Consider the following 26,938-nt stretch of genomic DNA (forward strand, 5'->3'; position numbering starts at 1 on the left):
AAAATATCTTAAATTACATAATAAATACCATAACTCTATAACTAATAGTCTGTAAATATAATTCTTATTACTCGTAATTATTGAATAATATACTGTTTTTAACCATCTCTTATTTGCTTCACTTCATAAACTCTAGTAACATGGGAACTCATAAAATAGACGTACCAGAATTTTGGAAATTTGGGGGCATAGTTCTATAATAATATTCAAATGATTAAACTTGAGAAAAAAGGGTATGTATTGGAGGGTAGGACTATGTGTCTATTTTAATAAATAGAGAAAAGGGGAAAAATAATGAGGAAAATTATGTTGTTTATTTCTTTGTGTGCATTTTTAGTACTAGGTGCATGTAGTAGTGAATCTAGCAAAGACAGTATTGAAGTGATTAAATTTGCAGATGCAGGGTGGGATAGTATACGTGTTCACAATAGTATAGCCCAATTAATTGTCGAAGAAGGTTATGGCTATGAAACCGAGGTTACAAGTGGAACTACGGCAGCTACATTGCAATCACTTGAACAAGGGGACATCAATGTTTATATGGAGATATGGACAGATAATACAAAGGAGATTTATGAAAAAGCAATTGATAGTGGAAACATTGTGAAATTAGCAACTAATTTCAATGATAATACGCAAGGACTATATGTTCCAACTTACGTGATAAAAGGGGATAAAGAAAGAGGGATTGAAGCAGTTGCACCTGATTTGAAAACTGTCCAAGACCTAGAGAAATATCCAGATATTTTCCAAGACCCTGAAGACAACACCAAAGGTAGAATAATTGGTGCACCTTCTAGCTGGGCTGTAAGTGAACACTTGGAGACGAAACTTGAAACATATGGCCTTGACGCGAACTACAATTACTTAGCACCTGGATCTGACTCTGCAATAGTAGCAGATTTAGCGGGAGCATATAAAAAGGGTGAACCATGGGTAGGGTATTACTGGTCGCCGACATGGGTAACAGCTAGTTATGACTTAACATTACTTGAGGATACTCCTTATGATGCAGCAACTTGGGAAGAATCTAAAGGAACTGAATTTCCTCCGAATGATGTTGTAATCGCAGTACACAAAGATTTTCCAACGCAAGCAAAAGACGTAACTGATTTCTTAAGCAAATATGAAACTAGTAATGCTCTAACAGAAGAAGCATTAAAATATATGAATGAAAACGAAGTAGAAGCAGATGAAGCCGCACAGTGGTGGATGAATGAGCATGAAGATATTTGGACTACTTGGGTGTCTGAAGAAGTTGCAGAAAAAGTGAAAGCAGCTTTGAAATAATGGTTCATGATCATAGTAATTTAACCATAAAAAGTGAGGTGTATGCGACTGTTCTTTTTGATACAGTCCAAAATGTATGACAGAATTTCCTGAAGTAAGAATTCCAATTGGAGATGTAGTAGAAAATTTCATTGACTTTTTAGCGATGAATTTTGAAGCATTCTTTGATTTTATCTTTGTTATATCTTCTTCCATGATTAAGGGGCTAGAAGCAGGTCTTTTAGCAATCCCATGGTGGATTTTTATCATAATTATCTTTCTTTTAGGGTGGTACTTTACAAATTTATATGGAGGACTTCTTTTTGGCCTCTTTATATTCCTAATAGGTACATTCGATTTGTGGCCCGAAACAATGACCACTATATCCATTGTATTAATCTCAGTTATACTTTCTCTTGTAATTGGGATTCCACTAGGAGTTGGGACTGCATTTAGTAAAACAATGTCGACAATAATGAGACCTGTTTTGGATGCAATGCAAACAATGCCAAGCTTTGTCTATTTAATACCAGTAATATTCTTCTTCCCTCTAGGAAATGTTCCAGCGGTTATTGCTACTATTATTTATGCACTTCCACCAGTTATTCGATTGACTGAGCTAGGAATTCGTAATGTAGATAAAGAAGTAGTAGAATCTGCACAATCCTTTGGTTCTTCTACTTCCCAAATGTTAATGAAAGTACAATTGCCCCAAGCTTTGCCTACTATTATGGCTGGTGTAAACCAAACGACAATGATGGCACTATCGATGGCAGTTGTCGGATCCATGGTTGGTGCCCAAGGTCTTGGTGAACGTGTACTATACGCCATAAATCGAATTGATATTTCGCTAGGGTTTGAAGCAGGGATTAGTATTGTATTCCTAGCAATTATTATTGACCGAATTACAGGAGGAATTGCAAACCGCCTTCAGAAACATAGGAGGGATGCAGCATGACAGTAAAACTTAAGGTTGAAAATGTATCTAAAATCTTTGGACCAAGACCTAAAAAAGTCATCCCTATGATTGAAAAGGGTGTTCCAAAGGATGAAATTCTAGCAAAAACGGGGCACACTGTAGGTGTCTATAATGCCTCCATGGAAATTATGGAAGGTGAGACCTTTGTCATCATGGGACTCTCGGGAAGCGGAAAGTCAACGTTAATTCGTTGCCTAAATTTGTTGAACAAACCAACCTATGGAGCTATTTATGTCGATGGAGAAAATGTAGTCGGATATAATAAAAACCAATTAAAATATTTTCGTCAGAAAAAAATTGCCATGGTATTTCAACATTTTGGATTATTTAGCCATAGAACTGTATTGGAAAATATTGAATATGGCTTGGAAATACGAGGAATGTCAAAAACAGAACGTCGAGAAATTGCCCAAAAGCATTTAGAGACGGTTGGCCTAAAAGGATATGAAAATCAGTATCCTGATGAATTATCTGGTGGAATGCGCCAACGAGTAGGAATTGCAAGAGCACTCGCTAATGATCCGGATATTTTACTGATGGATGAGCCATTTAGTGCGTTGGATCCTTTAATTCGACGCGAAATGCAATTAGAGCTGCTTGATATTCAAAACAAATTACAAAAGACAATTATCTTCATTACACATGATGTAAATGAGGCATTTAAAATTGGTGACCGTGTAGCGGTGATGAAGGATGGAAAAGTAGAACAAATTGGCACACCGGAAGAAATTTTGGAAAAACCGGCTAGCAACTACATTTCGGAATTTATTCGGGATATTGATCGCTCTAAAATTCTTCAGGCAGAGCATATCATGTCCAAACCATATGGTTTAGTTTCCTTAAAGGATGGACTTAATGTAGCTATCCAAGTTATGCGAGAAAGTGGTATCTCAAGTGCTTTCGTTACAGATCGCAAACGCCAGCTGCAAGGAATTGTAACGGTTGACCAAGCAATTGATGGTCTGAAAGAGAAAAAAACATTACAAGAAGTCATGTCTACAGAAGTTAAAACCGTACTACCTGATGAATATGTTCAAGATATTATACCGTACGTATTAGACTCGAAATATCCAATCGTCGTTACGGATGAAGAACAAACCATTAAGGGAATCATACTGAGGGTTCATGTATTAGCAAGTCTCATTAGTGAGAGTAACAATGAACAAAACGATGCACAGAAACTTTAACTAGTTTCTGTGTTTTTTTTAAAAAATTTTAAATGTTAAAAGGCGGGAGCTACTTGCTAATACGAGGCCAGTCTTCTCGTTATTTAAGCATCGATGATCATGTTGCAAACTGTTTTTTAGTATTCTTTATTCCTCTTAAATAGATATATTTGGTTATTATAAAAATGATAATTTTTTAAAATTTTGCTTAATTTATGACTAAGGAATAGATGTGATATAGTCTAAAGGATAGAGAGGGGTGGAGAATATATTCAATATTAATAACAATAGTCCTGTGAATAATTCATATATGGAGATAAATGGGGAATATTCCGGGTTAATAGTATTATTTTCAATAGTTATTGCAGTGGTGGCATCCTATACAGCCCTGTCATTGAATAAACGAGCGAAAGAAAATAGTTTTTTTCATAAGAATTTCTGGTTATTGCTAGCCTCTCTCAGTTTAGGATTTGGTATATGGTCTATGCATTTTGTAGGGATGGGGGCTTTTTCGTTACCGGTAAATATGAGTTACAATAATATTATTACGCTAATTTCAATTGTCCCAGCTATGCTAGCATCATTTATAGCTTTCTATTTGGCGAATCTTCCACAACGAAACTTTTGGTCTTATACTTTCGCTGGGATTGCAATGGGGACAGGAATTTCCTCTATGCATTATATAGGAATGTATGCAATGGAAATGGATGTTGTTTATACTTATGATCCTTTACTGTTTGTAGCCTCTATTTGTATTGCCATATTTGTTTCTATAATTGCAGTCTACATTTTTTCAACTGTCCAATCCTATAAAATAAATTATATAATTCAGCTTTTAATATCCTTGATCATGGGTTTGGCTATTTCAAGTATGCATTACACGGGCATGGCTGCTATGAACTTTTATATTCCAGAGGGGTATGAATTACACTTAGTTCATTCTCATATGACAGAAATGTATGGACTAGCAGTTATTGTGACAGTGGGAATGGCTATGCTTTTGAGTATATTATTACTATCGAGTTTGATAGACCGTTACATCCAGTACAGAGCAAACTATTATGATGCATTAACTCAATTACCAAATCGCCGATTGTTTGAGAAAAAACTTCAATCACCTAAAGTTTTAGCGGTCTGGCATATACATGATTTAGAATATATTAATAGACAGTTTGACTATTCCTTCGGCGATGATGTGATTCTTGCTTTAGTACATCTCTTCAAGTCTAGAACACCGTCAAAAACAGAGATTTATCGAATTGAGGGGCATCGCATTGCTCTACTAACTAGGGATGTGGATAGTGCAAAACAACTAATAGAGGCTTTGAAGGAAATATCAGATGTTCTTCGTCAACCTATACTCGTAAAGGATCAAGAAGTTTTTTCATATGGCGTATGTGCAATATCTGAGACAGATCATTTGGGTGATGCTTCTAATATTTATACAAATGTTCTAGCAGTTCTAAACTATCCATCCATTACGTATAATCATGATATTGTTTACTATGACTCTAATATTCATACGTATACATTTGAACGCGAAATAGCAGAAGACATAAACCGAGCTATGAGAGATGATGAATTGTTTCTTGTTTACCAGCCGAAGGTTCGTTTAAATTCACAAAATATTGTAGGGCTTGAAACATTATTAAGATGGGACCATCCGAAGTATGGAGTTCTATCACCAGCTGTTTTTATTCCTATTTTAGAGGAATATCATCGTATGATTAAAGTGACAGATTGGATAATAGACAGAGTGTGTCAACAAATAGCTAACTGGAAACAACAGGATATTTCCTTTCAGCAAATTGCTATTAATATACCAGGCGAGTATGTAACTTCACCGCTACTATTAAAAGTATTAACACAGAAACTGAATGACTATGGTCTGGAACCATCGCAAATAGAATTAGAAATAACAGAGAATAGCTTTGTTGAGAATATGGAAGAAGCTATGCGTGCGGTAGGAGCATTTAGAAGAGAAGGCTTCTCTGTCGCATTAGACGACTTTGGTACCGGAGTATCATCACTTTCTTATTTAAAGCAAATGCCGATATCAACCTTAAAAGTAGATAAATCTTTTATAGATGATGTGCCGACCTCTGCTAAAGATTCAGCTATTATCCAAGCTATTGTTACATTAGGTGAATCTTTAGACTTAAATGTAGTCATCGAAGGAGTAGAAACAAAGGAGCAAGTAAATTTCTTAACGAACACCAGTAAAAATCCAATTTTTCAGGGATATTATTTTGCAAAACCGATGAAACCTCATGACCTTATCAAGTGGTATCTAGAAACCAGAATGGAAGATTGAAATCTTTCCATTTCTGGTTTTTTTAGATGAAGTATATACAAAACCCATAGAAATAGGTTTTGATCTTAAAGAACCGGGTATGTCATTCTCTTGGTTTTTCTTAAAAGATAAGAAAGTATATAAAAATGTCCAGTAAACACCGGGTTCTCGACACTTTCAAGAATAATAATCCTGCTGATTTACGTATCAGGTGGACTTTTTATCATATAATTCTCGTTTATTTAGCTGGTCCTGTTTCGAATTACCAGTTTTGTACATAAAAAGAGGGAAGTGATACTATAAAAGTATAGGAGGTGCTATTGAAATGTCTGAGCAAAACCCTATTTCAAAAATCGATATGAAGGCTCTTATCCCTTTAATCAGTAAGGAATTCAAAAAATACTTTACCAAAAATATTAAAGCTTTATATCATTATACAAATTTAGAAGGAGCGCAAGGAATAATTAGCAATAAAACCTTTTGGGCTTCGCATATAAAGTTTATGAATGACTCGAAAGAATATAGTCATGGGTTAGAGGTTTGTGAAAGTATCGTACAAAAGCTCATTCAAGAATTACCGGTAGAAAATCCTAGAAGAGCTTATTTAGAAGAAGTTTTTACGATTCTAGAGGAACAGGATACGGATATTTTTGTAGTGTCATTTTGTGAAAGTGGAGACCTACTAAGTCAGTGGCGAGGATATAGCAGAAGTCAGCATGGAATCTCTATTGGCTTTGACTTTTCATCCTTATTTGATGTTTCTTTTCATTTAAGTGAAGAAAACTTTTTTCCTAGAAAGGTCATATACGATCATAAGCTACAAGAAAGAATTATTCGCAGAATTATAAACGTCTCGCTCCTTAGCTTAGAGCTAAGTGGAGTGAAACCACAGTTCTCTCCAAAGGAAGTGGCAAGAACGATTGGATACTTTCTCCCACTGTTTAAACATGCTACTTTTTCAGAGGAAAAGGAATGGCGAATTATTGTGACGAACTCCAAGAGTATGTCGTATCAGCATGAACTCAAATTCCGTGCACGAGATAATATTATTTTGCCATATATTGAGTTAGAGACGCATAACAAAGTACTTCAAAATGACAATAGGCTTCCTGTCAATCAAATCATTATCGGTCCTTCTGGAACCAATGAATTCACAGCAAGAAGTATCAATTATTATTTGAAAAATGTAGGATACCCAACTGTTCCTATTAAACTATCGCATATTCCTTATCGTTAATAAGGAAATTACCTTGAACCCAGATGTAGGTATTTCAAATAATCAGCTCTATATTTATTAATACTAATAAATTGAATTAAATTTACATAAATACAAGTAGGAAAGTTATTTTATCACTGAAAATGCTTATCTGAAAAGACTCGGGCTGTAACTCGGGCTGTAGTAATTAGGTGATGAATAGGAACAGATTCTTTTTTTATAACAAAGTGAAACCTATTACAATGTAAAAGCGTAAAAGTGTTATTAAAATCAAAGGAGAATGTATATGTCATTTTTCAATAAAGTATTAGCAAGTGTAGGGGTTGGCGGGGCTAAAGTAGACACGAAACTAGAAAAATCAGAGTTTACTGCTGGAGAAATCATGCAGGGTGTAGTGGAAGTCAGTGGCGGAAATTTAGAACAACAGATTGATGCGATTTACTTAACGGTAAATACAACATATATTCGTGAATCGAATGATCGAAAATACACGGATGTAGCGGCCATTCAAAAATTTAAAGTTACTGAGCCCTTTACAATTGGAGCAAATGAAAAGAAAATAATTCCCTTTTCGCTAACGCTTCCTGAAGATGCACCAGTCACTTATGGTAACACCCGTGTATGGGTTAGCACAGGGTTAGATATCAAAAATAGTGTAGATCCTACAGATAAAGATTATATTAACGTACGACCAACAAAACTAGCTACACATATTTTAGAAGCGATTGAACAACTTGGATTTAAATTACGGAAAGTTGAATGTGAGAAAGCCTCTTATAAATTAGGCAGTCAATATCCATTTGTACAAGAATTTGAATTTGTTCCGGTCAGCGGTGCCTATAGATCAAAACTTGATGAGCTGGAAATCCTATTTCTGTCCCAGTCCTCCCAATCAGCTGACATTTTAATGCAGGTTGACCGAAGAGCAAGAGGGCTAGGTGGACTGTTAGCAGAGGCATTTGAAATGGACGAGAAATTCATTCGATTAACGATCAATGCACAAGACATACCGACTATTAAAGACAAACTACAACGAGCAATTGGGATATAGCACTTTATTCCTTCTAACTGCATATAAAATAATAGCACCTCTAACTATTTCAAATGGTTGGGGGTGTTTTTTTAATAGTAACTAAGGGCTTAACAGGCTGAAGCCGTGCCCACGGAAAGCGTCCGCTCGGAGCGGGTGTCTTTTTGCCTGGTTTTATTGAGGTTTTTTGCTTGTTTTCAAATACATTGACACTTTAACTAACCAATGGTTATAATATAACCACTGGTTAGTTAAAGTGAAAAGAGGATCCGTAACATGAAGAGTAAACAGGAGCAACGTTCAGAAGAAACGAAAAAGTTAATATTGGATTCTGCAGCAAACTTATTTGCGAAAAAAGGGTATGATGCAGTAACAATACGAGAAATTGCAAAGGATGCTGGCTGTTCACATACAGCGATATATCTATATTTTAAAGACAAAGAAACATTACTTCACCAGCTATCTTTGCCGCCATTGAAAGAGCTACATCAAAAAATGCAGGGTATTTCAAGGGGAGATTCAATATCATCGGAAAGTAAGCTTAAAGAAATTAGTTTAGAATATATTTTCTTTTGTTTAAAAAACCGTAATATGTATGATATTTTTTTCAATGCGAAATCCTCTAGGGTGGATGAAAAGCCTGAATTACAAATCAATCAACTTCGAATATCGATATTTGAACTATTGAAATCTACCATTCAAGAAAATCTCTCCATTTCAAATGAGGAACAGCTTTTAGCATTTTCTCGAATTTTATATTACCAACTGAATGGAGTATTAAGTACATACTCCTATCAGCATGAACCGCTCGATGTACTAATGGAAAGATTGATACCTACGTTTAACCTTTCGATAGAAGTTTTACTTATAGGCTTTCAAGAAAAATTAAAGTAAGGGGCAATGACGATGAAGGTGAAAAAGATTTCTGAGCATATATGGAGTTTGAAAACATGGATGATCATTCCTATTCATGTATGGGTAGTAGCTGAAAAGGAAGGTATCACATTAATAGATGCAGGAATGCCGATGATGACAAAAGGAATCATTAACTTTATGGAACAACTAAATGTCGGTCCTTTACAGAGAATCCTTCTAACACATGGACATTCAGATCATGTCGGGGCAGTAAAGGGAATTTTGAAAAAGTATGAAGTCCCAGTGTATGCACATCCAGTAGAAATCCCCTATATGCAGGGTGAAGTCGTTTACCCAAAACGTAAAAAGTTGGAGAATAATCTTCCGAAAACAATTGTTAGTCCTTTATTAGAGGACGACCTAACAAAACTAAAGAAAATGGGGGCACTTACCCCGTATTTCACCCCTGGTCATTCCCCAGGTCATGTCGTGTATTACCATGAACAGGACCAAGTATTGTTAGCTGGTGATTTGTTCACTTCTAAAAAAGGAAAGCTTAAGCAGCCTATGGCTACTTTCACTGCAGACATGGAGCAGGCTGTAGCAAGTGCTAGTATAATAAGCCAACTAAAGCCAAAACAACTAGAAGTATGTCACGGAAATACTGTGTTTCAACCTTCCGATCAACTAGAGGAGTACGTAAAAAGTATGGAGAGAAAGCTAGGAGGTCAGTAGGTATGATGGTATTCAAATATACGGTATTTGGATTGTTTTTTGCTATGGAACTTTTTGCGCTTGGTGCTTTTTCTTACTGGGGCTTCCACATGAACAAAGGCTGGTTCATCAATACTGTATTTGGAATAGGAACACCACTATTAGTCGCAATATTTTGGGGGATTTTCATTGCTCCGAAAGCTACTTTCGCGGTGACTATTCCTATTCGAATATTGCTTCAAATAATAGTATTTGCACTTGCAACCACTGCACTATTTGCGACAGGAAAAAGTAAACTAGCAATTATTTTTGGTTTTGTTGTTTTAATAGAAATGATTTTAATGTACTCCATAGAGGAATGAAAATGTTAAAGGCCAAAACTATTATGTTGTGGTCTTTTTTAGGTTCCATGGTCTAGTATGTCTGGTACGTCGAACGTAACTGTTGCAAGTGTAAAGAAGGAAATATTGGAAGTCCTGTAGAATTAAAGAACATATAATAGAAGAAAAGAGTGAGTTATTATTTGGTGGAATGGTGGATTTGTTGAAAGTGTAATGATTCTTATTGGATGGATAATAATTGGATTAATAGCCTCACGTTTATATAAAAGGCAATTAGAAAAGCCTGTGTTTTGGAAAGTAATCATAATTATTCTCGCAGGTTTTTTTACGTTTTCAATTAAATTGGATGTTTTTGGTCAAGTAGCCCAGATTTCTATTCTTCCCCTTGGAGTATGGATATTATATGCGTTGTTAAGTAAAAATAAAGAAACCTGGCAAAAGTATCGAATGTTTGCATGGTTGGGATTTGGAGCTAATTTTATTTTATTAATACTCTTTGTGGTTGGAATACTGATAAATTATCTACTTTATCCGCCAGGTGACCCAAGTACATATATTTCAAATGTGGAGGATGCCTATATTATTAATACTCATCCAACGGCACACGAAAGCACTATTCTTAAAGAAAACGTAATAGACTTAATACAAGATGCTAAGCAACAAAATTACTTCAGTCATAGTTGGTACAACGAGACAGTCATGGAATCAGATAAAACAACTGAACGCTTTCCTTATATGCTAGAGAATACACATCCAAAATGGGGAAGTGGACTTCATACTACTGTTTATCTAGAGGAAAAGGGTAAAGGGATATTAATAACTACACAGGATAAGCAATACTATTTTCAGACGGAGCATCCCTTGTTAGAGGAGGGGAATAAATGAAGAAGCCAAAATTACTTGTATTTATAGTAATTGGTACTATTATACTTTTTGTTAGCTTCTGGTACTACACTTCGGAACCAACCTCGTTTCCTACGGACGATCAACTAATTGAAGAGATGAGTAATAGTTTTTCGATAGTTTCTAATAGTGTAATTCAAGATACTGTTTTTTTAGATGATCGCCACGTGTTTGTTCCCTTTATTACAGAGCATGAAATGTATGGGTTTAGTTTATGGGAGTGGAACAATCGTAACTGGCATGAGGTTTTTGTATCGACAGATGGGGATATACGTGTTTGGAAGATAAATAGTAAAGACCCGACAACTTACCATGCTGTTTGGAACTACCCACCTCAGGATCAAGTGAATTATATGAAGTTCTACTTAATAAATAAAAGAGGATTTGAAGTTAATTATGATGAAGTACACTACGAACCAGGTGTGCAACTAGAGCAAGAGATTACCTTATCAGAGAATCTTTATGGAAGTATGAAACTTTCTAAGGAGTGGACTTCAGTAATTAATTCGTTAAACGTTTCTCCAACAGCCGCACCGTATTATTTTGGTTGGAACACATACAATAGCTCGGATCAAATTACGTATCCTGAAGGAAATGAAAATGGACTTTCTTCCTCAGGGGGAGGTACACATATTGAGTTTACCCATTTCTTAGAGGAATCTGAACTAGACTAGAATTTGTAATGAATAAAATTAGAATAAAACATACTAATGCAAGCGCTTGCATAATTATTGCGGAAAGATTAAAATAACTCTATTAAGTTACATTTAGGGCGGTGGAAAAATGGGCGAACAAATGAATCCTTGGTGGAAAAAAAGTGTTGTTTATCAAATATATCCAAGAAGCTTTATGGATTCGAATGGTGATGGTGTTGGAGATATTCAAGGGATTATTTCCAAGTTAGACTACATTGAAAGGCTAGGTATAGATGTTATTTGGTTAAGCCCTGTCTATGATTCCCCAAATGATGACAATGGCTATGATATTCGAAACTATCGTACGATTATGCAGGAATTTGGGACAATGGAAGATATGGAAAAGCTCATAGATGAAGCCAAGAAACGCGGAATTCGTATTGTGATGGATTTAGTTGTTAACCACAGTTCTGATGAGCACGAATGGTTTGTGGAGTCGAGAGCTTCCAAAGATTCTAAGTATCGAGATTACTATATTTGGAGAGATGGGAAGGCCGATCATCCGCCTAATAATTGGGAATCCGTTTTTTCAGGTTCTGCTTGGGAAAAAGATGAGCTGACGGATTCCTATTATCTTCATTTGTTCTCCAAGAAGCAGCCAGATTTAAATTGGGAGCATGAGCCTCTTAGGGAGGACGTGTACCAACTCATGATTTATTGGCTAGAAAAAGGGATTGGTGGCTTCCGCATGGATGTCATTAACTTTATCTCGAAGGATATGAGGCTACCTGATGGTGCTGTTCAACCAAACAAATTATATGGAGATGGAAGCCCGTATTTCATGAATGGACCGAAAATACACTCTTACTTGAGAGAGATGAATGACAAAGTGTTGAGTAAATATGATGTGGTCACTGTTGGAGAAATGCCTGGAGCAACAACTGATGATGCACGTATTTACACTAATCCAGACAATAACGAAGTAAATATGGTATTTACATTTGAACATATGGATTTAGATAGTGGACCAAATGGAAAGTGGGACGTTCAACCATTAAAGCTAATTGAGTTAAAAAGAAATTTAGAAAAATGGCAGCATGGTCTTCATAAAGTGGGCTGGAATAGCTTATATTGGAACAACCATGATCAACCACGGGTAGTGTCCCGATTTGGTAACGATGGAGAATACCGGGAGCTTTCTTCTAAAATGTTAGCGATTTGTCTACATATGCTACAAGGCACCCCGTATATTTACCAAGGGGAAGAGCTTGGAATGACAAATGTGGAATTCCCGAGTCTGGACGATTACAGAGATATTGAGACGTTGAATATGTATAAAGAAAAGATGGAGCAGGGAATTTTGCATGACGACATTATGTCTAGTATTTATGCAAAAGGTCGGGACAATGCAAGAACTCCTATGCAATGGACACCAGATGGAGGTTTTACGACAGGTGCTCCGTGGATCCGAATGAACCCCAATACAAAAGAGATAAACGTCGAACAAGCTATAAATGATTCTTCTTCTATTTTTTATACGTATCAAAAGCTAATAAAACTCAGAAAGCAGCACGATATTATTACACATGGTAGCTTTCAACTTTTACTTGCTAATCATCCAAACTTGTTTGTTTATAAGAGGCAGTCTGCTGGTGAAGAGTGGTTAGTTGTTACAAACTTTTCTGATCAAACTGAACAACTAGAATGGAAAATCTGTGACGTGCCATCAAAGTCACTTGGACTCATTATATCGAACTATGATAAGGTACAGATAAATGAAAAAATAGTAGAAATTCGTCCATATGAAGCCTTTGTGGTCGCTTATAAAAAGGAGATAGAGAATTGAAAAAAGTACTGGGAGTTGACATTGGGGGAACGAAAATACGAATGGGTGTCGTAAATGAACAGGGTGAAGTTCTAGTTGATAAAACGATACCAACTGTGTTGCCTTTATATCCTTACTTAGAGGAGCAGGTTCTTGCTATGATGAACGATGTTCCCGACATAGCTGGAGTGGGCATTGGAACTAGAGGGATGGTAGATGCAGCGACGGGTGTCATCACGTTTGAAAAAGAAATGCCAGGATGGCAAGGGACGCCCGTAAAAGCATTACTTGAAGCTGCAACAGGGCTCCCCGTTGAGATAAACAATGATGCCAATTGTGCTGCTCTAGCAGAAGCTAGACTTGGTGCAGCAGCAGGGTTCAATCAAGTAGTTTGTCTAACAGTTGGAACAAAACTGGGTGGGGGCATAGTACTTGATGGAAAAGTGATGAATGGGAAGAACGGTGGTGGTGGCGAGGTTGGTCACTTAATATTATATCCAAATGGTATAGTATGCGGTTGTGGCCGACCTGGCTGTAGTGAAGAGTATGTATCTGGAACCGCTATCAAGAGACTTATCCAAGAGGGAAATGTTATCAATGCGGAAACCAATGAATTGGCGAAGCCTCATGATGTATTCCGTTTAGCTGCCAATGGGCATGCCGGAGCAATAGCGGTTCGAGAGCGTTTCCTTTCTGACTTTGCGATAGTTATCTCTAGTCTTCAAGCAGTCCTCGATATGGACTGTGTTGTTATAGGAGGCGGAGTATCTGACTCTGCTGATTTCTGGTGGGAAGAGCTTCTAGCAAAAGTTGAACCATTGAAGCTAAAGCCCGTTCAAGTGAGCCGTGCAACTTTTGGCAATGAAGCAGGAATGCTAGGAGCAGCGATGCTTGTAATAGATTCAACAAAATAAGTAAAAAGGTGTGCATATATCATGCACACTTTTTTTGTTTATAAAAAGCTTTAAAAAATGCAAATAATCTTTTTTTTACTTGCATTAAAAAAGGTTAGAGCATACAATAAGATTAACAGTTAACTAATTGTTAATTAAAAAGAAGGAAGTCATAAAAAAATATTAACATAAGTTTGTAACAAGACAGAAGGGCAGGTAGAAATAATGGGAGAATACAAGACGGAAGAAGAAATGCTGGAGAATTACGATACAAACAAATATGAAACACCAGGAGGTTACACTAGCGATATTGCCGTATTTACTATCATTTCAACTGAATTAGAAAAACACAAACCACCAGTAAAAGAATTGAAGCTGATGTTGATACAGCGAGCAGTGAAGGATGCAGAGGGAGAACCCAATGTAGAGGGTGGTAAATGGGCATTACCAGGCGGATTTGTTCAACCAGATGAAACTGCATTTGAGGCAGCCTCCAGAGAGTTGGAAGAAGAGACTGGAGTAACAGAACTCAAGATAAAACACTTCGGCACCTACGACAAACCTGGTCGTGACAAACGCGCTTGGATTATCTCCAATGCGCATTACGCTATCGTACCTGAAGATCAATTAATCAAACGAAAAGCAGCAGACGATGCATCAGATGTTCAATTATTCACGTTAGAAGAAATTGACAAGTTGGATCTTGCTTTCGACCATGAACAAATAATCAGTGATGCAATTTGGATTATTAAAAAAGACATGGCCCTCACTACATTAGCAAAGAACTTTTTACCAAATGAATTCGTGTTGTCGGAATTACAAGGCGTATTATTAACTGTATTAGATGACCCATGGATTAAACTAGACGCTCAATTTTTTAGAAAAGCACCGTCTTTACCATTTATAGATAAGGTAATGGTCAAAGGGGAGTTAAAAAAATCAAATAGATGGTCGAAAAACAAGGCACAGTTATATCAATTTACCGACTTCGATCCTTTCGTTTCCATCTATAACGCAAATTACTAAAAAGTTAATGATTAACAGTTAGGCAGTTAACAATTAGTGAATGAAGGAGCGGATGAATGATGAAAAAAGCATTGATAAACATTGATTACACAGTGGATTTTGTTGCAGACAACGGTGCATTAACTTGTGGTAAACCGGGCCAGGACATTGAGGGAGCTATTGTACAGGTAACCGAAGATTTTATATCGAATGGGGAATTCGTGGTGTTCGCTATAGATACACACCAAAAGGATGACAACTACCACCCTGAATCTAAGTTATTTCCCCCTCACAATATAGATGGAACCAAAGGCAGAGAGCTGTTTGGCAGACTCAAAGAGCTATACGAAAATAATAAAACTAATGCTCAAGTCTACTGGATAAACAAAACTAGGTATTCTGCGTTTGCTGGTACAGACCTAGAGTTAAAGCTTCGGGAAAGACAGATTACAGAAGTTCATCTTGTTGGTGTATGTACTGACATTTGTGTGCTTCATACAGCAGTGGACGCTTTTAACAAAGGGTTTAAAGTAGTCGTTTATAAAGATGCTGTCGCAAGCTTCAATCAGCTAGGTCACGAATGGGCTTTAGGTCATTTTCAAAATAGCATAGGTGCAGAGATTAGATAGAAACAAGTAGCTGTTACTTAATGGTATTAAAATGAATTGGAGGGTTTAACATGACGAAAATTTATAAAGATGATGGCTTTGCATTACACACCGACCTATACCAAATAAATATGGCAGAAACTTACTGGGAAGACAATATACACAACAGAAAAGCTGTTTTTGAAGTGTATTTTAGAAAACTACCATTCGGGAACGGATATGCGGTGTATAGCGGCCTTGAAAGAATTGTCGAATACATCTCTAACTTCCAGTTTACCAAGAGTGATATTGAGTACCTTCAATATGAACTAGGGTACGAAGAAGACTTTTTAGCGTATCTTCAAACGCTGAGATTCACTGGAACGATTCGTTCAATGAAAGAAGGAGAATTGGTCTTCCATAATGAGCCTATGCTACGTATCGAGGCACCTTTAGCAGAAGGGCAATTGATTGAAACAGCTATACTAAACATTGTCAATTATCAAACGTTAATTGCCACAAAGGCTTCTCGAATGAAACAAGTGATTGGTGATCAAACCGCTATGGAATTCGGAACTAGACGCGCTCAAGAGATGGATGCAGCTATCTGGGGAACAAGAGCAGCCTTTATCGGAGGATTTGAAGCAACTAGTAACGTAAGAGCCGGGAAATTATTTGGTATTCCTGTATCTGGCACACATGCTCATTCAATGGTTCAAGCTTATCGAGATGAATATACCGCATTTCACAAGTACGCAAAAAGACATAAAGATTGCACCTTCCTAGTGGATACCTACGACACATTAAAATCAGGAGTTCCTACTGCTATTAAAGTAGCAAAGGAGCTAGGGGATAAGATCAACTTCAAAGCGATTCGACTCGACAGTGGTGACTTGGCTTATTTATCAAAAGAAGCTAGAAAGATGTTAGACAATGCTGGTTTTGAACAAACAAAAATCGTAGCATCTAATGATTTGGATGAATATACTATTTCTCAATTAAAGCATCAGGGAGCTAAAATTGATGCATGGGGAATTGGCACTAAATTAATTACTGCGTATGATCAAGCTGCATTAGGAGCAGTTTACAAACTGGTATCCATTGAAGATGATCATGGGGAAATGGTAGATACCATTAAGATTTCGGGGAACCCAGAGAAAGTTACCACACCTGGACTTAAAAAGGTCTACCGCATTATCAATTTGACTAGTAATAAGTCAGAAGGTGATTACATCGCTATGGATGATGAAAAACCAGAACAAGAAGAAAAATTGAAAATGTTCCATCCGGTTCATACGTATATCAGTAAGTTTGTGACAAATTATGTAGCAAAAGAACTTCACCACGATATAATTATTGACGGTAAACTGGTGTACGAATTGCCTGGAATCTTAGAGATCCAACAGGACGTAAAAGAAAACCTGTTGTTCCTATGGGATGAATATAAACGACTTCTAAATCCTGAGGAATACCCAGTCGATTTAAGCCAAAAATGTTGGGATAACAAAATGGCTAATATTGAACAGGTGAAAGAAAAAGTAGAAGAGTTGAGAACGCGATAAATTATGGCGACTTGAATAATATATGCTCTAGCGTGTCTGTCTCCTTCACATTGAAAGAAGCTTTTCAGTTCTATTGAGAACTTATGGATAAACAGCACAACTAATTTTGAATACTTGGAGGAAACCGTATGGCTAAAATAGGGATTTACGGGTCATCTTTCGACCCTATTACAAATGTACATCTTTTTACAGCGAGCACCATAGCGAATCGTTGCAAGTTAGATAAGGTCATTTTTTTACCTTGTTCCAACAAAAGAAAAGACAAAACGATGAAAACAGAGGATGAACATAGGTGGAATATGCTGGAAAAGGCTATTGAATCAGACGAAAAATTCATTTTAGATGATTTTGAAATGAAGCAAGATGCATGGAAAATATCTACCTATGAGACGATGGAGCATTTAAAGAAAATATATCCAGAGGATGATTTATATTTCATTATGGGAGCAGACTTGTTAGTAGATATCGGGGATGGTAAGTGGGGTAACGCAGACAAATTGGTGAGTCAAAATAAGTTCATTGTCATGGCTAGAGATGGTATTGATATGTTGAAAGCTATAAGTAGTTCTCCTTTGCTACGCAATAACGACGATGGAAGCACTTTTCACTTAATTGATAAGGGTATCGCCATGGAAATCAGTTCTACCTATATTCGTGATGAATTTGCTATAGGCGGGGAAGCGAAATACCTCTTACCGACAAGTTGCTATAACTACATTAAAGAGAATGAACTTTATGGTTGGAAAAATTCGACCGTGGAAATTTAGATAAAAATAATTTAATAAGGTAGGGCTATGTTGAGATACGTGGTTACTTTGTACAGAAAAATGAGCTTGATGAAACATTTCCGAGTTCATTTTTTCTTTACTTACTAAAGCATGTAGATACTCTTATTTTCAAGTGCCTTCAATATAGAAGCAGAATAGCTCACGAAATTGTATCTTTGAGAGCTCCTACTGTGAATAGGAAAGTTTCTTTTCTCTAGTTACCCAAAACTGCACTTGCCTGTTTTTAAGAATTGTAGGAGAGCGACGGACAGACAAACCCCATAAGATGACCGATAAAAGGGATGTTGGTTGATGTCATCATCAACCAGCATCCCTAAAAATTCACTCAGTTATAATACAGCAAGTCTGTCCACAGCCTACTGAAAACGGTAGAAACAGATTTCGTCTTTTTGACCATTTTTTCTTGTATAGTAACAGAAAGGGGGGATTAAGTAGTGGTTCCCCTACCCACCATTAATAACCTGGTTTTTTAAGGATTTTGAAGATATTGTTCTTGTAATCTTCCACACCGGGTTGATCAAATGGATTAATATCTAATAAATATGCACTATAGGCACAAGAAATCATATAGAAGTACAACAAATGACCAATATGCTCTTCGTCGATTTGCTCGATGGACAAGGAAACCTGTGGTACCCCGCCAGCTAAGTGAGCGCTAGCAGTTGCTTCATGGCAGGCATGGTTGAACTTGTGAAGTGTTAATCCACTTAAATAGTTTAATTCGTCGCCGTCGTTCTCTGCTTCAAAAACAGTTAGGTCCTCATTCGTTTTTTCGACAGTTAAAAACGTTTCGAATAACATGCGTTTTCCATCTTGAATGTATTGTCCTAATGAATGCAAGTCCGTCGAATAGACAACGGATGCTGGGAAAATCCCTTTACCATCTTTGCCTTCACTTTCACCGAACAATTGCTTCCACCATTCTTGTATATATCGAAGTTTTTCATCAAAGGTAGCCATAATCTCAACCGGGTATCCTGCATCATATAAATGTTTGCGGATAATAGCATACTGAATAGCGCTATTGGTTTTTGTATCTACTGTACTGAATTCCTGTTCCGCAATTCTAGCCCCGGCAATTAATTTATCGATGTTATACCCTGCAGCTGCAATAGGTAGTAAACCAACAGCGGTAAATACTGAATATCTTCCTCCTATGTCATTTGGCACGACATAGCGCTTATATCCCTTTTCTATCGCAAGTGATAGAAGTGCACCTTTTTCTTCATCAGTTGTCACGATAATACGAGATGTTGCCTGATCTCCATAGCGTTCTTCCATGTATTGCTGTAAAAATCGGAATGCTAAGGCTGGCTCAGTTGTTTTACCTGACTTAGAAATGACATTTAATGATACTTCTTTTCCATCTAAGTAAGACATCAGTTGCTTCAAATATTCCCCACTAACCATATGACCAGCGAAAACAACTTCCAAACCTTCTTTTTTCTCGAATGGTGATGATAGTGCTTCTATCACTGCTTTGGATCCTAAGTATGATCCACCAATTCCAATAACGACTAGCACATCCGAATTAGAACGTACTTGTTCGGCTGTTTTTTGGATATCTTGTAGAAAATCGGTACTCATACTACTCGGCCAATCAACCCAGCCTAAAAACTCTGCCCCGGCTGCTGATTTTGTATGTATCCCCTGTTGAATTGCCTCTAGTCTACTCGTAACTTCTGGTGTTACAAGTTGTGTAAAGTCCCCTGAAAAATTAACATTAATGTTCATAAGCATCCCCTTTGTATTCCTATGTTTTATAGGTCTAATTTTACCATTAAATAGTTAAAAAAACGAGAACTGGGAAATAGAAGTTTTGCTCAGTTTATAAATAAAGTCCCCAAACAGTTATAACTTATGTTTGGGGATAGTTCTAGTTATTGAATTATATTATCGTAAACCAATCCATCATTATCTAAACTAACCACCTTTAAATGGTTGGACTTTTTTACAAACACACTCTTGTACCCTTTTTGTCCTTCTTCATCCTCAAAGTAAATGACGCGTGTTCCATTATTATCGCTTTCTACATCTGCCTCATATGTAGACAAATCAATATATTGAGCCAGTAAATCATACTCGGGAAGATCATTTAACGCTTCATTTACTTCCTTTACTATTGGTATATTTTTTGATTCGGTATCAGTGGATGCATCATCTGAACATCCCACTAATAAGGTTACTCCTAAGAGTGCAGTAAATAGTTTTTTCATATGAATGACTCCTTTAGTTCGAGTGTATTAATGAAATTAACGTTCACCGCGGTCACTTAGTGGATATTGATTTAATCGATTCTCTACATCTTTCGCACGTATTGATTCACCAGTGCCTTCTAAATTATCTCCATCATAGGATGAGTCTGATTGGGTTTTGGCATATTCATCATAAACGGTGCCGTAATTCTTATCCACATAAAGGAGAATACCTCCATTTTTCAATTCACTGTAATAGCGTTCAGAATCCTCATCACTAAACCCCATTTGACTAAAAGCTGCTCGTACAGGCTCATCCCCTGTTAAAAATGCCTTGAATTTATCTAACCAGCTACCCCCAGCGGATTCCAGCTCTACGCCTGTTTGTCCACGAACAATCGAAAGCGATTCCTTGTGATTTGTTACGACATAAATATCCTCTTCTACATAACCTTCTAGTTTAAGTTCGTTAATTTTATCTAGTACTTCCTGTTCTGTTAGAAATGATCCCACAAACTTTTTATCTGCCATTTGTTTATACCTCCATATGTTATTTATGTATTATGTTTAATTTACCCATTAGATTCTGCCGTAAACAAAAGTCGGTAAATGTTAAAAGAACAACCCATTTACTGATGTTTTAAATCTAGTTGGACTAAATAATTGCAAATATATTTAACTATTATTATACTAAAACTATAACGTTATGGTTTGGAGTGATCTAATTGGGATCGAAAAACTAAAAATTGGTGAATTAGCAGAGAAAACAGGTATTACTAAACGTACCATTGATTATTATACGACACTCGGTTTATTAGAAGCTGAACGTTCCGCTTCGAATTATCGTTACTATCCTTTAGAAACGATTGAGAAATTAAGAATAATTGAAGAAAAAAAATCTTCAGGTATGTCCCTGGAAGCTATTAAAAAACAGTTCGAAAAGGAACAAATAGAAGAAGTAGATATTCAGGAACTACGCTTACAGATGCAGTATTTGGAAAAAGAGGTTTCTCATTTGCTTGAGCAAATTAATACAGAAGAAGAAACTACACAACACAACATCAAACAAAAAATCTCAACTGAAAGCGTTGCTCTTATACAATCCTTACTTCTACTTATCACATAGGAGGTGAAGTCTTACTATTATAGTAAGACGACTTATTGACCGTATTAAATTTAACGATATTTATTATTTTACTAGCATTAACTGGATTTTTCGTCGCAACAGAGTTTGCCATTGTAAAAGTTCGACATTCGAGAATCGATCAGCTAGTGGCTGAAGGTCGTAAAGGCTCACTTGCAGCAAAACATGTAACCACACATCTAGATGAATACTTATCAGCTTGTCAGTTAGGGATTACTGTGACTGCACTTGGTATTGGTATGGTAGGTGAATCGACATTCGAATTTATTTTGCATCCTTTATTCGAAAGTATTGGTATTAGCACAGATTATATCCACTACTTCACAATTGGTGCCGCATTTGCCATTGCAACATTTTTACACGTAGTGGTGGGTGAATTAGCACCTAAAACGGTCGCGATTCAAAAGGCAGAAGCGGTGACGCTTGTTTTTGCTAAACCAATAATGATTTTCTATAAAATTTTGTATCCATTTATTTGGTTCTTAAATGGTTCTGCGCGTGTCTTAGTAGGTCTATTTGGTATGAAGCCGGCTTCTGAACATGAATTGTCTCATACAGAAGAAGAACTGCGCCTATTACTAGCGGAAAGTTACAAAAGTGGCGAAATTAATCAAAATGAGTTGAAGTATGTGAATAATGTATTTGAATTTGACGATCGTATTGCTCGTGAAATTATGGTGCCACGTACTGAAATCATTGGATTTGAAAAAAATGCAACATTCCATGATGTGCTTACACTCATTTCAGAAGAACGATATACGCGTTATCCTGTTTATGAAGGAGATCGAGATAATATTATCGGGTTTATAAATATAAAAGATTTTTTAACGCAGGGGATGAGCAACCGTGTCACTGCTGAAACGTTTACGATAGAAAGATTTACAAACCCTGTCATTAATACGATTGATACGACTCCGATTAATAATTTGTTATTGAAAATGCAAAAGGAACGTACGCATATGGCAATTCTATTGGATGAATATGGAGGTACGTCTGGTCTTGTAACAGTAGAAGATATTCTAGAAGAAATCGTTGGGGAAATTCGTGATGAATTTGACGAAGATGAGGTTGCGGACATTCGTAAACTAAAGGATGACCACTATATTATTCATTCAAAGGTATTGATAGATGATGTAGCAAAACTTCTAAGAATTGAGTTAGAAAATCCTGATATTGATACTATCGGAGGTTGGTATTACACACAAGATATGGATCTATTAATGGATAATCAGATTAAGTTTAATGGATACAACTTCTCTATTTACGAAAAAGAAGGGCATCAATTACATTTTATAGAGGTCATTAAAATAACTTCTTAATTCAATAGGAATGATGAGTAAGAGCGAAATCTCCGCTACCAAAACCAAAATATTAGGAAAAGCCTTAGAAACCATTGGAGTTTCTAAGGCTTTTATTTGAGAAAAGGTCGAAAGTTTAGGTATATGCTAAAATAAAGTAAAATCAAATTATGCGATCAAAAAATATTCTTGATTTAAGGATCGAGAAAGGATATGCAATGAATTTTTCGATGAATGAAGCAAAAATAAAGAAATTATGTGGTGTAACAGCCTTTAAAAAAGGTAAATCCTATTTTCAAGCAGGAAAAGTGCAGGTTCAATCTTTTCAACCAAATGAGTCGATCATCAAAGCCACTGTGCATGCGGTAGATGATGTTGAGGTCATGGTGGTAGCAGATTCGGATGGTAAGGTCGGAGGTACTTGTACTTGCCCACCGGTTGGTTTTGTAAAAACGTATTGTCATCATATTGCAGCGGTCCTATTTGTAGTAGAAGAAAAGGAAACAGAGGAACGTTTAGCTACAAGAATGCTCGATTTGTTTGAAAGTAGTGCAGTGCATCCAACCGCAAAGCAGCTGCATTTTGATGAAAGACAGTCGTTACATGTCGAATTTATATGCACTCCAATACCATTAGTAGCAGGGGATAATGGATTTGGCATTCAGTTAAATGTAGGTCCAAATAAGTTACATAGTATTTCTCACATTAAGGATTTTCTTCGAGGTATTGAAAAAAAAGAACCATTTGAATATGCACCAGGACAGTACTATGCGCAGGAAATCTATAGCTTTCCAAAAGAAACTGATACAGTTCTCCAACTATTGCTAAAAGGTCAGCACGAGCAAGTAATACAATCAGATATTTTGGTCATTTCAGCATCGGATTGGGACCAACTACTTCCTTTATTAACTAATGTACCATTGGTTAAATTCAAGCACGAAGGAAAAATGTATGATGGTGTACACTTCGGAAAAGATCTGCCACTCCGTTTTGCCTTTGATGAAACGAAGAAGACTAATTATCAACTAAATGTGGCTGGCCTTGACCGAGTCGTAGTATTGAAAGGCTATGGATATGCATTTTCAGAAGGTATTTTATATAAACTTCCTCCAGCTGAATGCATTCGACTAGCAGAATTAAAAGAGATGCTCGATCAGTCTGGAAAACATGAGTTGGTCATCTCGGAGGGGCAAATAGATCATTTTATGGAGAAAACCATACCTGGGCTTATGAAGCTCGGATATGTACATATAGCGGAATCTATTTCCAAAAGAATCGGAGAAACTCCACTTCGAGTAAAGCTGTTTTTGGATCGTGTTAAACATCGAATTCTCGCTGGACTGGAATTCCATTACGGGCATCTTGTTATCAATCCTTGTGAAGAAATAGAACAAGAGGTCATGCACTACCCTGGAATTAGACGGCAGTTGGATAAAGAACAACACATCATCGATCTATTAATAGAGAGTGGGTTTACGCAAACACCGGGTGGTTTTTTCTTATTTGATGAGGAAGCAGAATATCACTTTTTGTATCACGTAGTTTCGAGTATGGAGAAATGGGTCCAAATATATGCCTCGACTGCGGTGAAGATGCGTGTCCAAAGGGGATATATAGGCCCTAGGATAAGAGTTGAAGTGAAGGAACGGACAGATTGGTTAGAGTTTAAGTTTGATCTAAATGGCATTCCGGAAAAAGAAATTCAACGGCTTATGGCCTCTGTAGAAGAAAAACGCAAATTTTATCGTATTCCAAATGGAAATTTAGTATCGCTGGAAACACCTGAGTTTCAGGCGTTATCAAATTTTATGATCGATATGGGGATATCAAGTGATACCATTCAAGAAGAAATTCGTCTCCCGTTAATAAAGGGAATGCAAATAATCGACTCTTTAGAGCAAAGTGAAATAGTAGATTCTGGTGAAAACTTTGCCAAGCTTATGAAAAGTTTAAATAATCCAGAGAATTTAAACTTAGATGGACCGATTCCTTTGGCAAATATCCTTAGAGATTACCAAAAAGTAGGTTTCCGTTGGTTCCAGCTACTAGCTAAATATAAATTTGGTGGAATACTGGCCGATGATATGGGTCTTGGGAAAACGTTACAGAGTATTGCATTCATCGAATCGGTACTTACAGACGTTCGTGATCGACAACTACCTGTACTTATCGTATGCCCTGCTTCACTCATCTATAATTGGAAAAACGAGCTAGAGAAATTTACACCACATATTCAAGTACGAGTAATAGACGGTAACAAGGTCGAAAGAAATGCATTATGGAAATCATCAATAAACACTGACGTTATAATAACCTCTTATCCGTCTTTAAGAATGGATACAGAACTATATCGGAATCGAATTTTTCATACATTGTTTGTAGATGAAGCACAAGCCTTTAAAAACCCAGCAACTAAAACGGCTAGATCTGTAAAAATGATCCAAGCAGAGTATCGGTTTGCACTTACGGGAACACCGATCGAAAATGCATTAGACGAACTATGGTCTATTTTCCATGTAGTATTTCCTGCTTTATTGCCTGGCAGAAGGGCCTTTAGTGAATTAAGTAGAGATAATATTGCCAAAAGAGTACGTCCATTTATATTACGACGCATGAAAAAGGATGTATTGAAGGAATTACCAGAGAAAATTGAAACAATGCTATTCTCCGACCTACAAGCCCAGCAAAAAACATTGTATGCTGCTTATTTGGCAGAACTAAAACATGATACACTGAAGCATTTGAAGAAAGGCAATCTCCAAAGAAATCGTATAAAAATATTGGCTGGCTTAACAAGGCTTCGTCAGCTATGTTGCCATCCAGGTCTCTTTGTTGATGGCTACAAAGGAAGTTCGGCAAAGTTTGAACAGTTAATGGAAATCTTAGAAGAATGTCGAATATCAGGTAGACGAGTACTGATCTTTTCTCAGTTTACTCAAATGCTAGGCATAATTAGGGGACAATTGATACGAAAAGGAGCTCCTTATTTTTACTTAGATGGGCAAACACCGCCTGCCGAACGCGTGGAGCTATGTGATCGCTTTAACAAAGGAGAAGGAAATCTATTTCTCATATCACTAAAAGCTGGTGGCACCGGGTTAAATTTAACTGGAGCAGACACTGTTATATTATACGATCTATGGTGGAATCCTGCAGTCGAACAGCAAGCTGCAGACCGCGCTCATCGAATGGGACAGCAAAACGAAGTACACATCATTCGTTTAATTGCAAAAGGTACCATAGAAGAAAAAATAAACGAACTCCAACACAAAAAGAAAAGCATGATTGACGAAGTTATTCATTCGGGAGAAGATACCCTTTCTGCTATGACGGAAGAGGATATAAAAGAGATATTGATGATTGACCCTGTGTAAGAAACATTCACGTTAATTCAAACAATCATGAATGTTTATATTTTCATGTTTGTTTCTTGCACAGGGACTCAAATGGGGAGGCGATTCTTATATCATTGGATATGGAAACAAAAATTATAGATGATATTATGCATCTAATAGTTTCAAAGTCAATTGAACATGGGGAGAAACTCCCTTCCGAAAATGAGTTCGCAAAAAGATATAAAGTACCTAGAATGACCGTGAGAAATGCACTTACGAAATTAGAAGAACGAGGATATATTTATTCTAAGCAAGGCAAAGGAAGATATTTGAAAGAGGAATCGATGCAGATTCAATTACACCTAACTGGGAAAACAAGTTTCACGGATAAGATGAAACAAGCCGGGTATAAATTAAAAACGGATAATATTGTTTGTGAAAAAGTCGCATATAATGAACAAATTTATAATAGTTTAAATATAGAGGCAGAGGTAGATGTCTATAAAGTGGGGAGAATTCGCTATATAGATGGGGAGCCAATTGCAATTCATTATTCCTTTGTTAGTGAAAAGATGTTTCCGAAAATTTTAGAAGATGGACCAAAGATCGAGTCAATGTTTGCTTACTATCGAGAGTTGGGTTATAAGAAATTTATAAGTAAAAAAAGCTTGCTAAGTATTACATTTCCCACCTCAGATGAACAACAATTGTTATCATGTAAAAGTATGGTTCCACTCATTGTGGTTGAAAGTGACTGCATAGATGTCGCCTCCAATAAAGTACTAGAACATACAAAAATACTCTACCGAAGTGATAAGTTCAAATATGATATATCAATGGATTGAAACAGGTAAAGGACGATTATTGTCCACTATCTGTTTTTTTGTTTAAGGCTATGTTTCAAG

The 26,938-nt window shown here is 36.6% G+C and carries 24 protein-coding genes; 21 read left to right on the plus strand and 3 right to left on the minus strand.

The features are described from left to right. The first annotated feature begins 294 nt into the window (after positions 1 to 294). From ACQCPR_RS01450 to nadD, 17 genes are all read left to right on the plus strand, one after another. Positions 295 to 1,290, plus strand: a complete 996-nt coding sequence (locus tag ACQCPR_RS01450; protein WP_093495294.1) for a glycine betaine ABC transporter substrate-binding protein — start codon at positions 295 to 297, stop codon at positions 1,288 to 1,290. Positions 1,291 to 1,366: 76 nt separating this feature from the next. Beyond that, positions 1,367 to 2,227 (plus strand): ABC transporter permease, encoded by an 861-nt coding sequence (locus ACQCPR_RS01455; RefSeq protein WP_093495293.1) that lies wholly within the window; start codon positions 1,367 to 1,369, stop codon positions 2,225 to 2,227. After that, a complete protein-coding gene (locus ACQCPR_RS01460) occupies positions 2,224 to 3,435 on the plus strand; it encodes a glycine betaine/L-proline ABC transporter ATP-binding protein (RefSeq protein ID WP_340878774.1) in 1,212 nt (403 codons plus the stop codon). The genes ACQCPR_RS01455 and ACQCPR_RS01460 overlap by 4 nt, the downstream gene beginning before the upstream one ends. A gap of 238 nt (positions 3,436 to 3,673) precedes the next feature. Beyond that, positions 3,674 to 5,728, plus strand: coding sequence for a bifunctional diguanylate cyclase/phosphodiesterase (locus ACQCPR_RS01465; RefSeq protein ID WP_427137968.1), 2,055 nt, complete (start codon positions 3,674 to 3,676; stop codon positions 5,726 to 5,728). A gap of 304 nt (positions 5,729 to 6,032) precedes the next feature. Next, positions 6,033 to 6,944, plus strand: coding sequence for a DUF2971 domain-containing protein (locus ACQCPR_RS01470; protein ID WP_090569850.1), 912 nt, complete (start codon positions 6,033 to 6,035; stop codon positions 6,942 to 6,944). Between the two features lie 265 nt (positions 6,945 to 7,209). After that, entirely contained in the window at positions 7,210 to 7,974 is a 765-nt protein-coding gene (locus ACQCPR_RS01475; RefSeq protein ID WP_093495290.1) for a sporulation protein, read from the plus strand. Between the two features lie 255 nt (positions 7,975 to 8,229). After that, positions 8,230 to 8,847 carry a TetR/AcrR family transcriptional regulator gene (locus tag ACQCPR_RS01480; RefSeq protein ID WP_093495289.1) on the plus strand — a complete coding sequence of 206 codons (618 nt, stop codon included), beginning with the start codon at positions 8,230 to 8,232 and terminating at the stop codon, positions 8,845 to 8,847. 12 nt (positions 8,848 to 8,859) lie between these two features. Beyond that, a complete protein-coding gene (locus tag ACQCPR_RS01485) occupies positions 8,860 to 9,543 on the plus strand; it encodes an MBL fold metallo-hydrolase (protein WP_340878775.1) in 684 nt (227 codons plus the stop codon). A gap of 2 nt (positions 9,544 to 9,545) precedes the next feature. After that, on the plus strand, positions 9,546 to 9,884 hold the full coding sequence (locus ACQCPR_RS01490) for a YrdB family protein (protein WP_269922828.1): 339 nt from the start codon (positions 9,546 to 9,548) through the stop codon (positions 9,882 to 9,884). 192 nt (positions 9,885 to 10,076) lie between these two features. Further along, the gene (locus tag ACQCPR_RS01495; protein WP_427137969.1) at positions 10,077 to 10,748 is read left to right on the plus strand and encodes a hypothetical protein; all 672 of its coding nucleotides are present in this window, start codon (positions 10,077 to 10,079) and stop codon (positions 10,746 to 10,748) included. After that, positions 10,745 to 11,440 carry a hypothetical protein gene (locus tag ACQCPR_RS01500; RefSeq protein ID WP_427137970.1) on the plus strand — a complete coding sequence of 232 codons (696 nt, stop codon included), beginning with the start codon at positions 10,745 to 10,747 and terminating at the stop codon, positions 11,438 to 11,440. The genes ACQCPR_RS01495 and ACQCPR_RS01500 overlap by 4 nt, the downstream gene beginning before the upstream one ends. Positions 11,441 to 11,549: 109 nt before the next feature. Next, positions 11,550 to 13,247: a glycoside hydrolase family 13 protein gene (locus tag ACQCPR_RS01505; RefSeq protein ID WP_427137971.1), complete on the plus strand. Its 1,698-nt coding sequence runs from the start codon at positions 11,550 to 11,552 to the stop codon at positions 13,245 to 13,247. Further along, complete coding sequence (locus ACQCPR_RS01510; protein ID WP_093495283.1) at positions 13,244 to 14,140, plus strand: ROK family protein; 897 nt, start codon at positions 13,244 to 13,246, stop codon at positions 14,138 to 14,140. Before ACQCPR_RS01505 ends, ACQCPR_RS01510 begins: the two co-directional genes overlap by 4 nt. A 204-nt stretch (positions 14,141 to 14,344) precedes the next feature. Further along, on the plus strand, positions 14,345 to 15,145 hold the full coding sequence (locus ACQCPR_RS01515) for an NUDIX domain-containing protein (protein WP_427137972.1): 801 nt from the start codon (positions 14,345 to 14,347) through the stop codon (positions 15,143 to 15,145). A gap of 59 nt (positions 15,146 to 15,204) precedes the next feature. After that, positions 15,205 to 15,753, plus strand: coding sequence for a cysteine hydrolase family protein (locus ACQCPR_RS01520; RefSeq protein ID WP_427138891.1), 549 nt, complete (start codon positions 15,205 to 15,207; stop codon positions 15,751 to 15,753). A gap of 50 nt (positions 15,754 to 15,803) precedes the next feature. Beyond that, positions 15,804 to 17,273, plus strand: a complete 1,470-nt coding sequence (locus ACQCPR_RS01525; RefSeq protein WP_427137973.1) for a nicotinate phosphoribosyltransferase — start codon at positions 15,804 to 15,806, stop codon at positions 17,271 to 17,273. Between the two features lie 128 nt (positions 17,274 to 17,401). Beyond that, positions 17,402 to 18,040 carry a nicotinate (nicotinamide) nucleotide adenylyltransferase gene (nadD, locus tag ACQCPR_RS01530; protein ID WP_427137974.1) on the plus strand — a complete coding sequence of 213 codons (639 nt, stop codon included), beginning with the start codon at positions 17,402 to 17,404 and terminating at the stop codon, positions 18,038 to 18,040. A gap of 474 nt (positions 18,041 to 18,514) precedes the next feature. Here the strand turns inward: nadD and ACQCPR_RS01535 are convergent, their stop codons facing one another. The 3 genes from ACQCPR_RS01535 to ACQCPR_RS01545 form a co-directional block, all read right to left on the minus strand. Beyond that, the gene (locus ACQCPR_RS01535) at positions 18,515 to 19,795 is read right to left on the minus strand and encodes a glucose-6-phosphate isomerase (protein WP_427137975.1); all 1,281 of its coding nucleotides are present in this window, start codon (positions 19,793 to 19,795) and stop codon (positions 18,515 to 18,517) included. 146 nt (positions 19,796 to 19,941) lie between these two features. Then, positions 19,942 to 20,277: a hypothetical protein gene (locus ACQCPR_RS01540; protein ID WP_340878783.1), complete on the minus strand. Its 336-nt coding sequence runs from the start codon at positions 20,275 to 20,277 to the stop codon at positions 19,942 to 19,944. Positions 20,278 to 20,313: 36 nt separating this feature from the next. After that, positions 20,314 to 20,787: a general stress protein gene (locus ACQCPR_RS01545; protein WP_340878784.1), complete on the minus strand. Its 474-nt coding sequence runs from the start codon at positions 20,785 to 20,787 to the stop codon at positions 20,314 to 20,316. Positions 20,788 to 20,962: 175 nt separating this feature from the next. Between ACQCPR_RS01545 and ACQCPR_RS01550 the strand changes: the two genes are divergently transcribed. The 4 genes from ACQCPR_RS01550 to ACQCPR_RS01565 all read left to right on the plus strand — a co-directional run bounded on the left by ACQCPR_RS01550 (position 20,963) and on the right by ACQCPR_RS01565 (position 26,878). After that, on the plus strand, positions 20,963 to 21,382 hold the full coding sequence (locus ACQCPR_RS01550; RefSeq protein WP_427137976.1) for a MerR family transcriptional regulator: 420 nt from the start codon (positions 20,963 to 20,965) through the stop codon (positions 21,380 to 21,382). A 35-nt stretch (positions 21,383 to 21,417) separates the two neighbouring features. Continuing rightward, positions 21,418 to 22,719 (plus strand): hemolysin family protein, encoded by a 1,302-nt coding sequence (locus ACQCPR_RS01555; protein ID WP_340878786.1) that lies wholly within the window; start codon positions 21,418 to 21,420, stop codon positions 22,717 to 22,719. Between the two features lie 197 nt (positions 22,720 to 22,916). After that, positions 22,917 to 26,072, plus strand: coding sequence for an SNF2 helicase associated domain-containing protein (locus ACQCPR_RS01560; protein ID WP_427137977.1), 3,156 nt, complete (start codon positions 22,917 to 22,919; stop codon positions 26,070 to 26,072). Between the two features lie 101 nt (positions 26,073 to 26,173). Next, positions 26,174 to 26,878 (plus strand): GntR family transcriptional regulator, encoded by a 705-nt coding sequence (locus ACQCPR_RS01565; RefSeq protein ID WP_269922870.1) that lies wholly within the window; start codon positions 26,174 to 26,176, stop codon positions 26,876 to 26,878. Positions 26,879 to 26,938 lie beyond the last annotated feature (60 nt).

The sequence above is a fragment of the Psychrobacillus psychrodurans genome (assembly GCF_050209195.1).
Lineage (GTDB): Bacteria > Bacillota > Bacilli > Bacillales_A > Planococcaceae > Psychrobacillus > Psychrobacillus psychrodurans.

Bases quoted from the DNA above. Each gene is read 5' to 3' on its own strand.
- ACQCPR_RS01540 (WP_340878783.1), bottom strand. From the start codon at position 20,277: ATGAAAAAACTATTTACTGCACTCTTAGGAGTAACCTTATTAGTGGGA.
- ACQCPR_RS01505 (WP_427137971.1), top strand. From the start codon at position 11,550: ATGGGCGAACAAATGAATCCTTGGTGGAAAAAAAGTGTTGTTTATCAA.
- ACQCPR_RS01455 (WP_093495293.1), top strand. From the start codon at position 1,367: ATGACAGAATTTCCTGAAGTAAGAATTCCAATTGGAGATGTAGTAGAA.
- ACQCPR_RS01495 (WP_427137969.1), top strand. From the start codon at position 10,077: ATGATTCTTATTGGATGGATAATAATTGGATTAATAGCCTCACGTTTA.
- ACQCPR_RS01480 (WP_093495289.1), top strand. From the start codon at position 8,230: ATGAAGAGTAAACAGGAGCAACGTTCAGAAGAAACGAAAAAGTTAATA.
- ACQCPR_RS01545 (WP_340878784.1), bottom strand. From the start codon at position 20,787: ATGGCAGATAAAAAGTTTGTGGGATCATTTCTAACAGAACAGGAAGTA.
- ACQCPR_RS01550 (WP_427137976.1), top strand. From the start codon at position 20,963: ATGGTTTGGAGTGATCTAATTGGGATCGAAAAACTAAAAATTGGTGAA.
- ACQCPR_RS01515 (WP_427137972.1), top strand. From the start codon at position 14,345: ATGGGAGAATACAAGACGGAAGAAGAAATGCTGGAGAATTACGATACA.
- ACQCPR_RS01560 (WP_427137977.1), top strand. From the start codon at position 22,917: ATGAATTTTTCGATGAATGAAGCAAAAATAAAGAAATTATGTGGTGTA.
- ACQCPR_RS01475 (WP_093495290.1), top strand. From the start codon at position 7,210: ATGTCATTTTTCAATAAAGTATTAGCAAGTGTAGGGGTTGGCGGGGCT.
- ACQCPR_RS01535 (WP_427137975.1), bottom strand. From the start codon at position 19,795: ATGAACATTAATGTTAATTTTTCAGGGGACTTTACACAACTTGTAACA.
- nadD (WP_427137974.1), top strand. From the start codon at position 17,402: ATGGCTAAAATAGGGATTTACGGGTCATCTTTCGACCCTATTACAAAT.
- ACQCPR_RS01525 (WP_427137973.1), top strand. From the start codon at position 15,804: ATGACGAAAATTTATAAAGATGATGGCTTTGCATTACACACCGACCTA.
- ACQCPR_RS01520 (WP_427138891.1), top strand. From the start codon at position 15,205: ATGAAAAAAGCATTGATAAACATTGATTACACAGTGGATTTTGTTGCA.
- ACQCPR_RS01490 (WP_269922828.1), top strand. From the start codon at position 9,546: ATGATGGTATTCAAATATACGGTATTTGGATTGTTTTTTGCTATGGAA.
- ACQCPR_RS01500 (WP_427137970.1), top strand. From the start codon at position 10,745: ATGAAGAAGCCAAAATTACTTGTATTTATAGTAATTGGTACTATTATA.
- ACQCPR_RS01450 (WP_093495294.1), top strand. From the start codon at position 295: ATGAGGAAAATTATGTTGTTTATTTCTTTGTGTGCATTTTTAGTACTA.
- ACQCPR_RS01565 (WP_269922870.1), top strand. From the start codon at position 26,174: ATGGAAACAAAAATTATAGATGATATTATGCATCTAATAGTTTCAAAG.
- ACQCPR_RS01485 (WP_340878775.1), top strand. From the start codon at position 8,860: ATGAAGGTGAAAAAGATTTCTGAGCATATATGGAGTTTGAAAACATGG.
- ACQCPR_RS01460 (WP_340878774.1), top strand. From the start codon at position 2,224: ATGACAGTAAAACTTAAGGTTGAAAATGTATCTAAAATCTTTGGACCA.
- ACQCPR_RS01470 (WP_090569850.1), top strand. From the start codon at position 6,033: ATGTCTGAGCAAAACCCTATTTCAAAAATCGATATGAAGGCTCTTATC.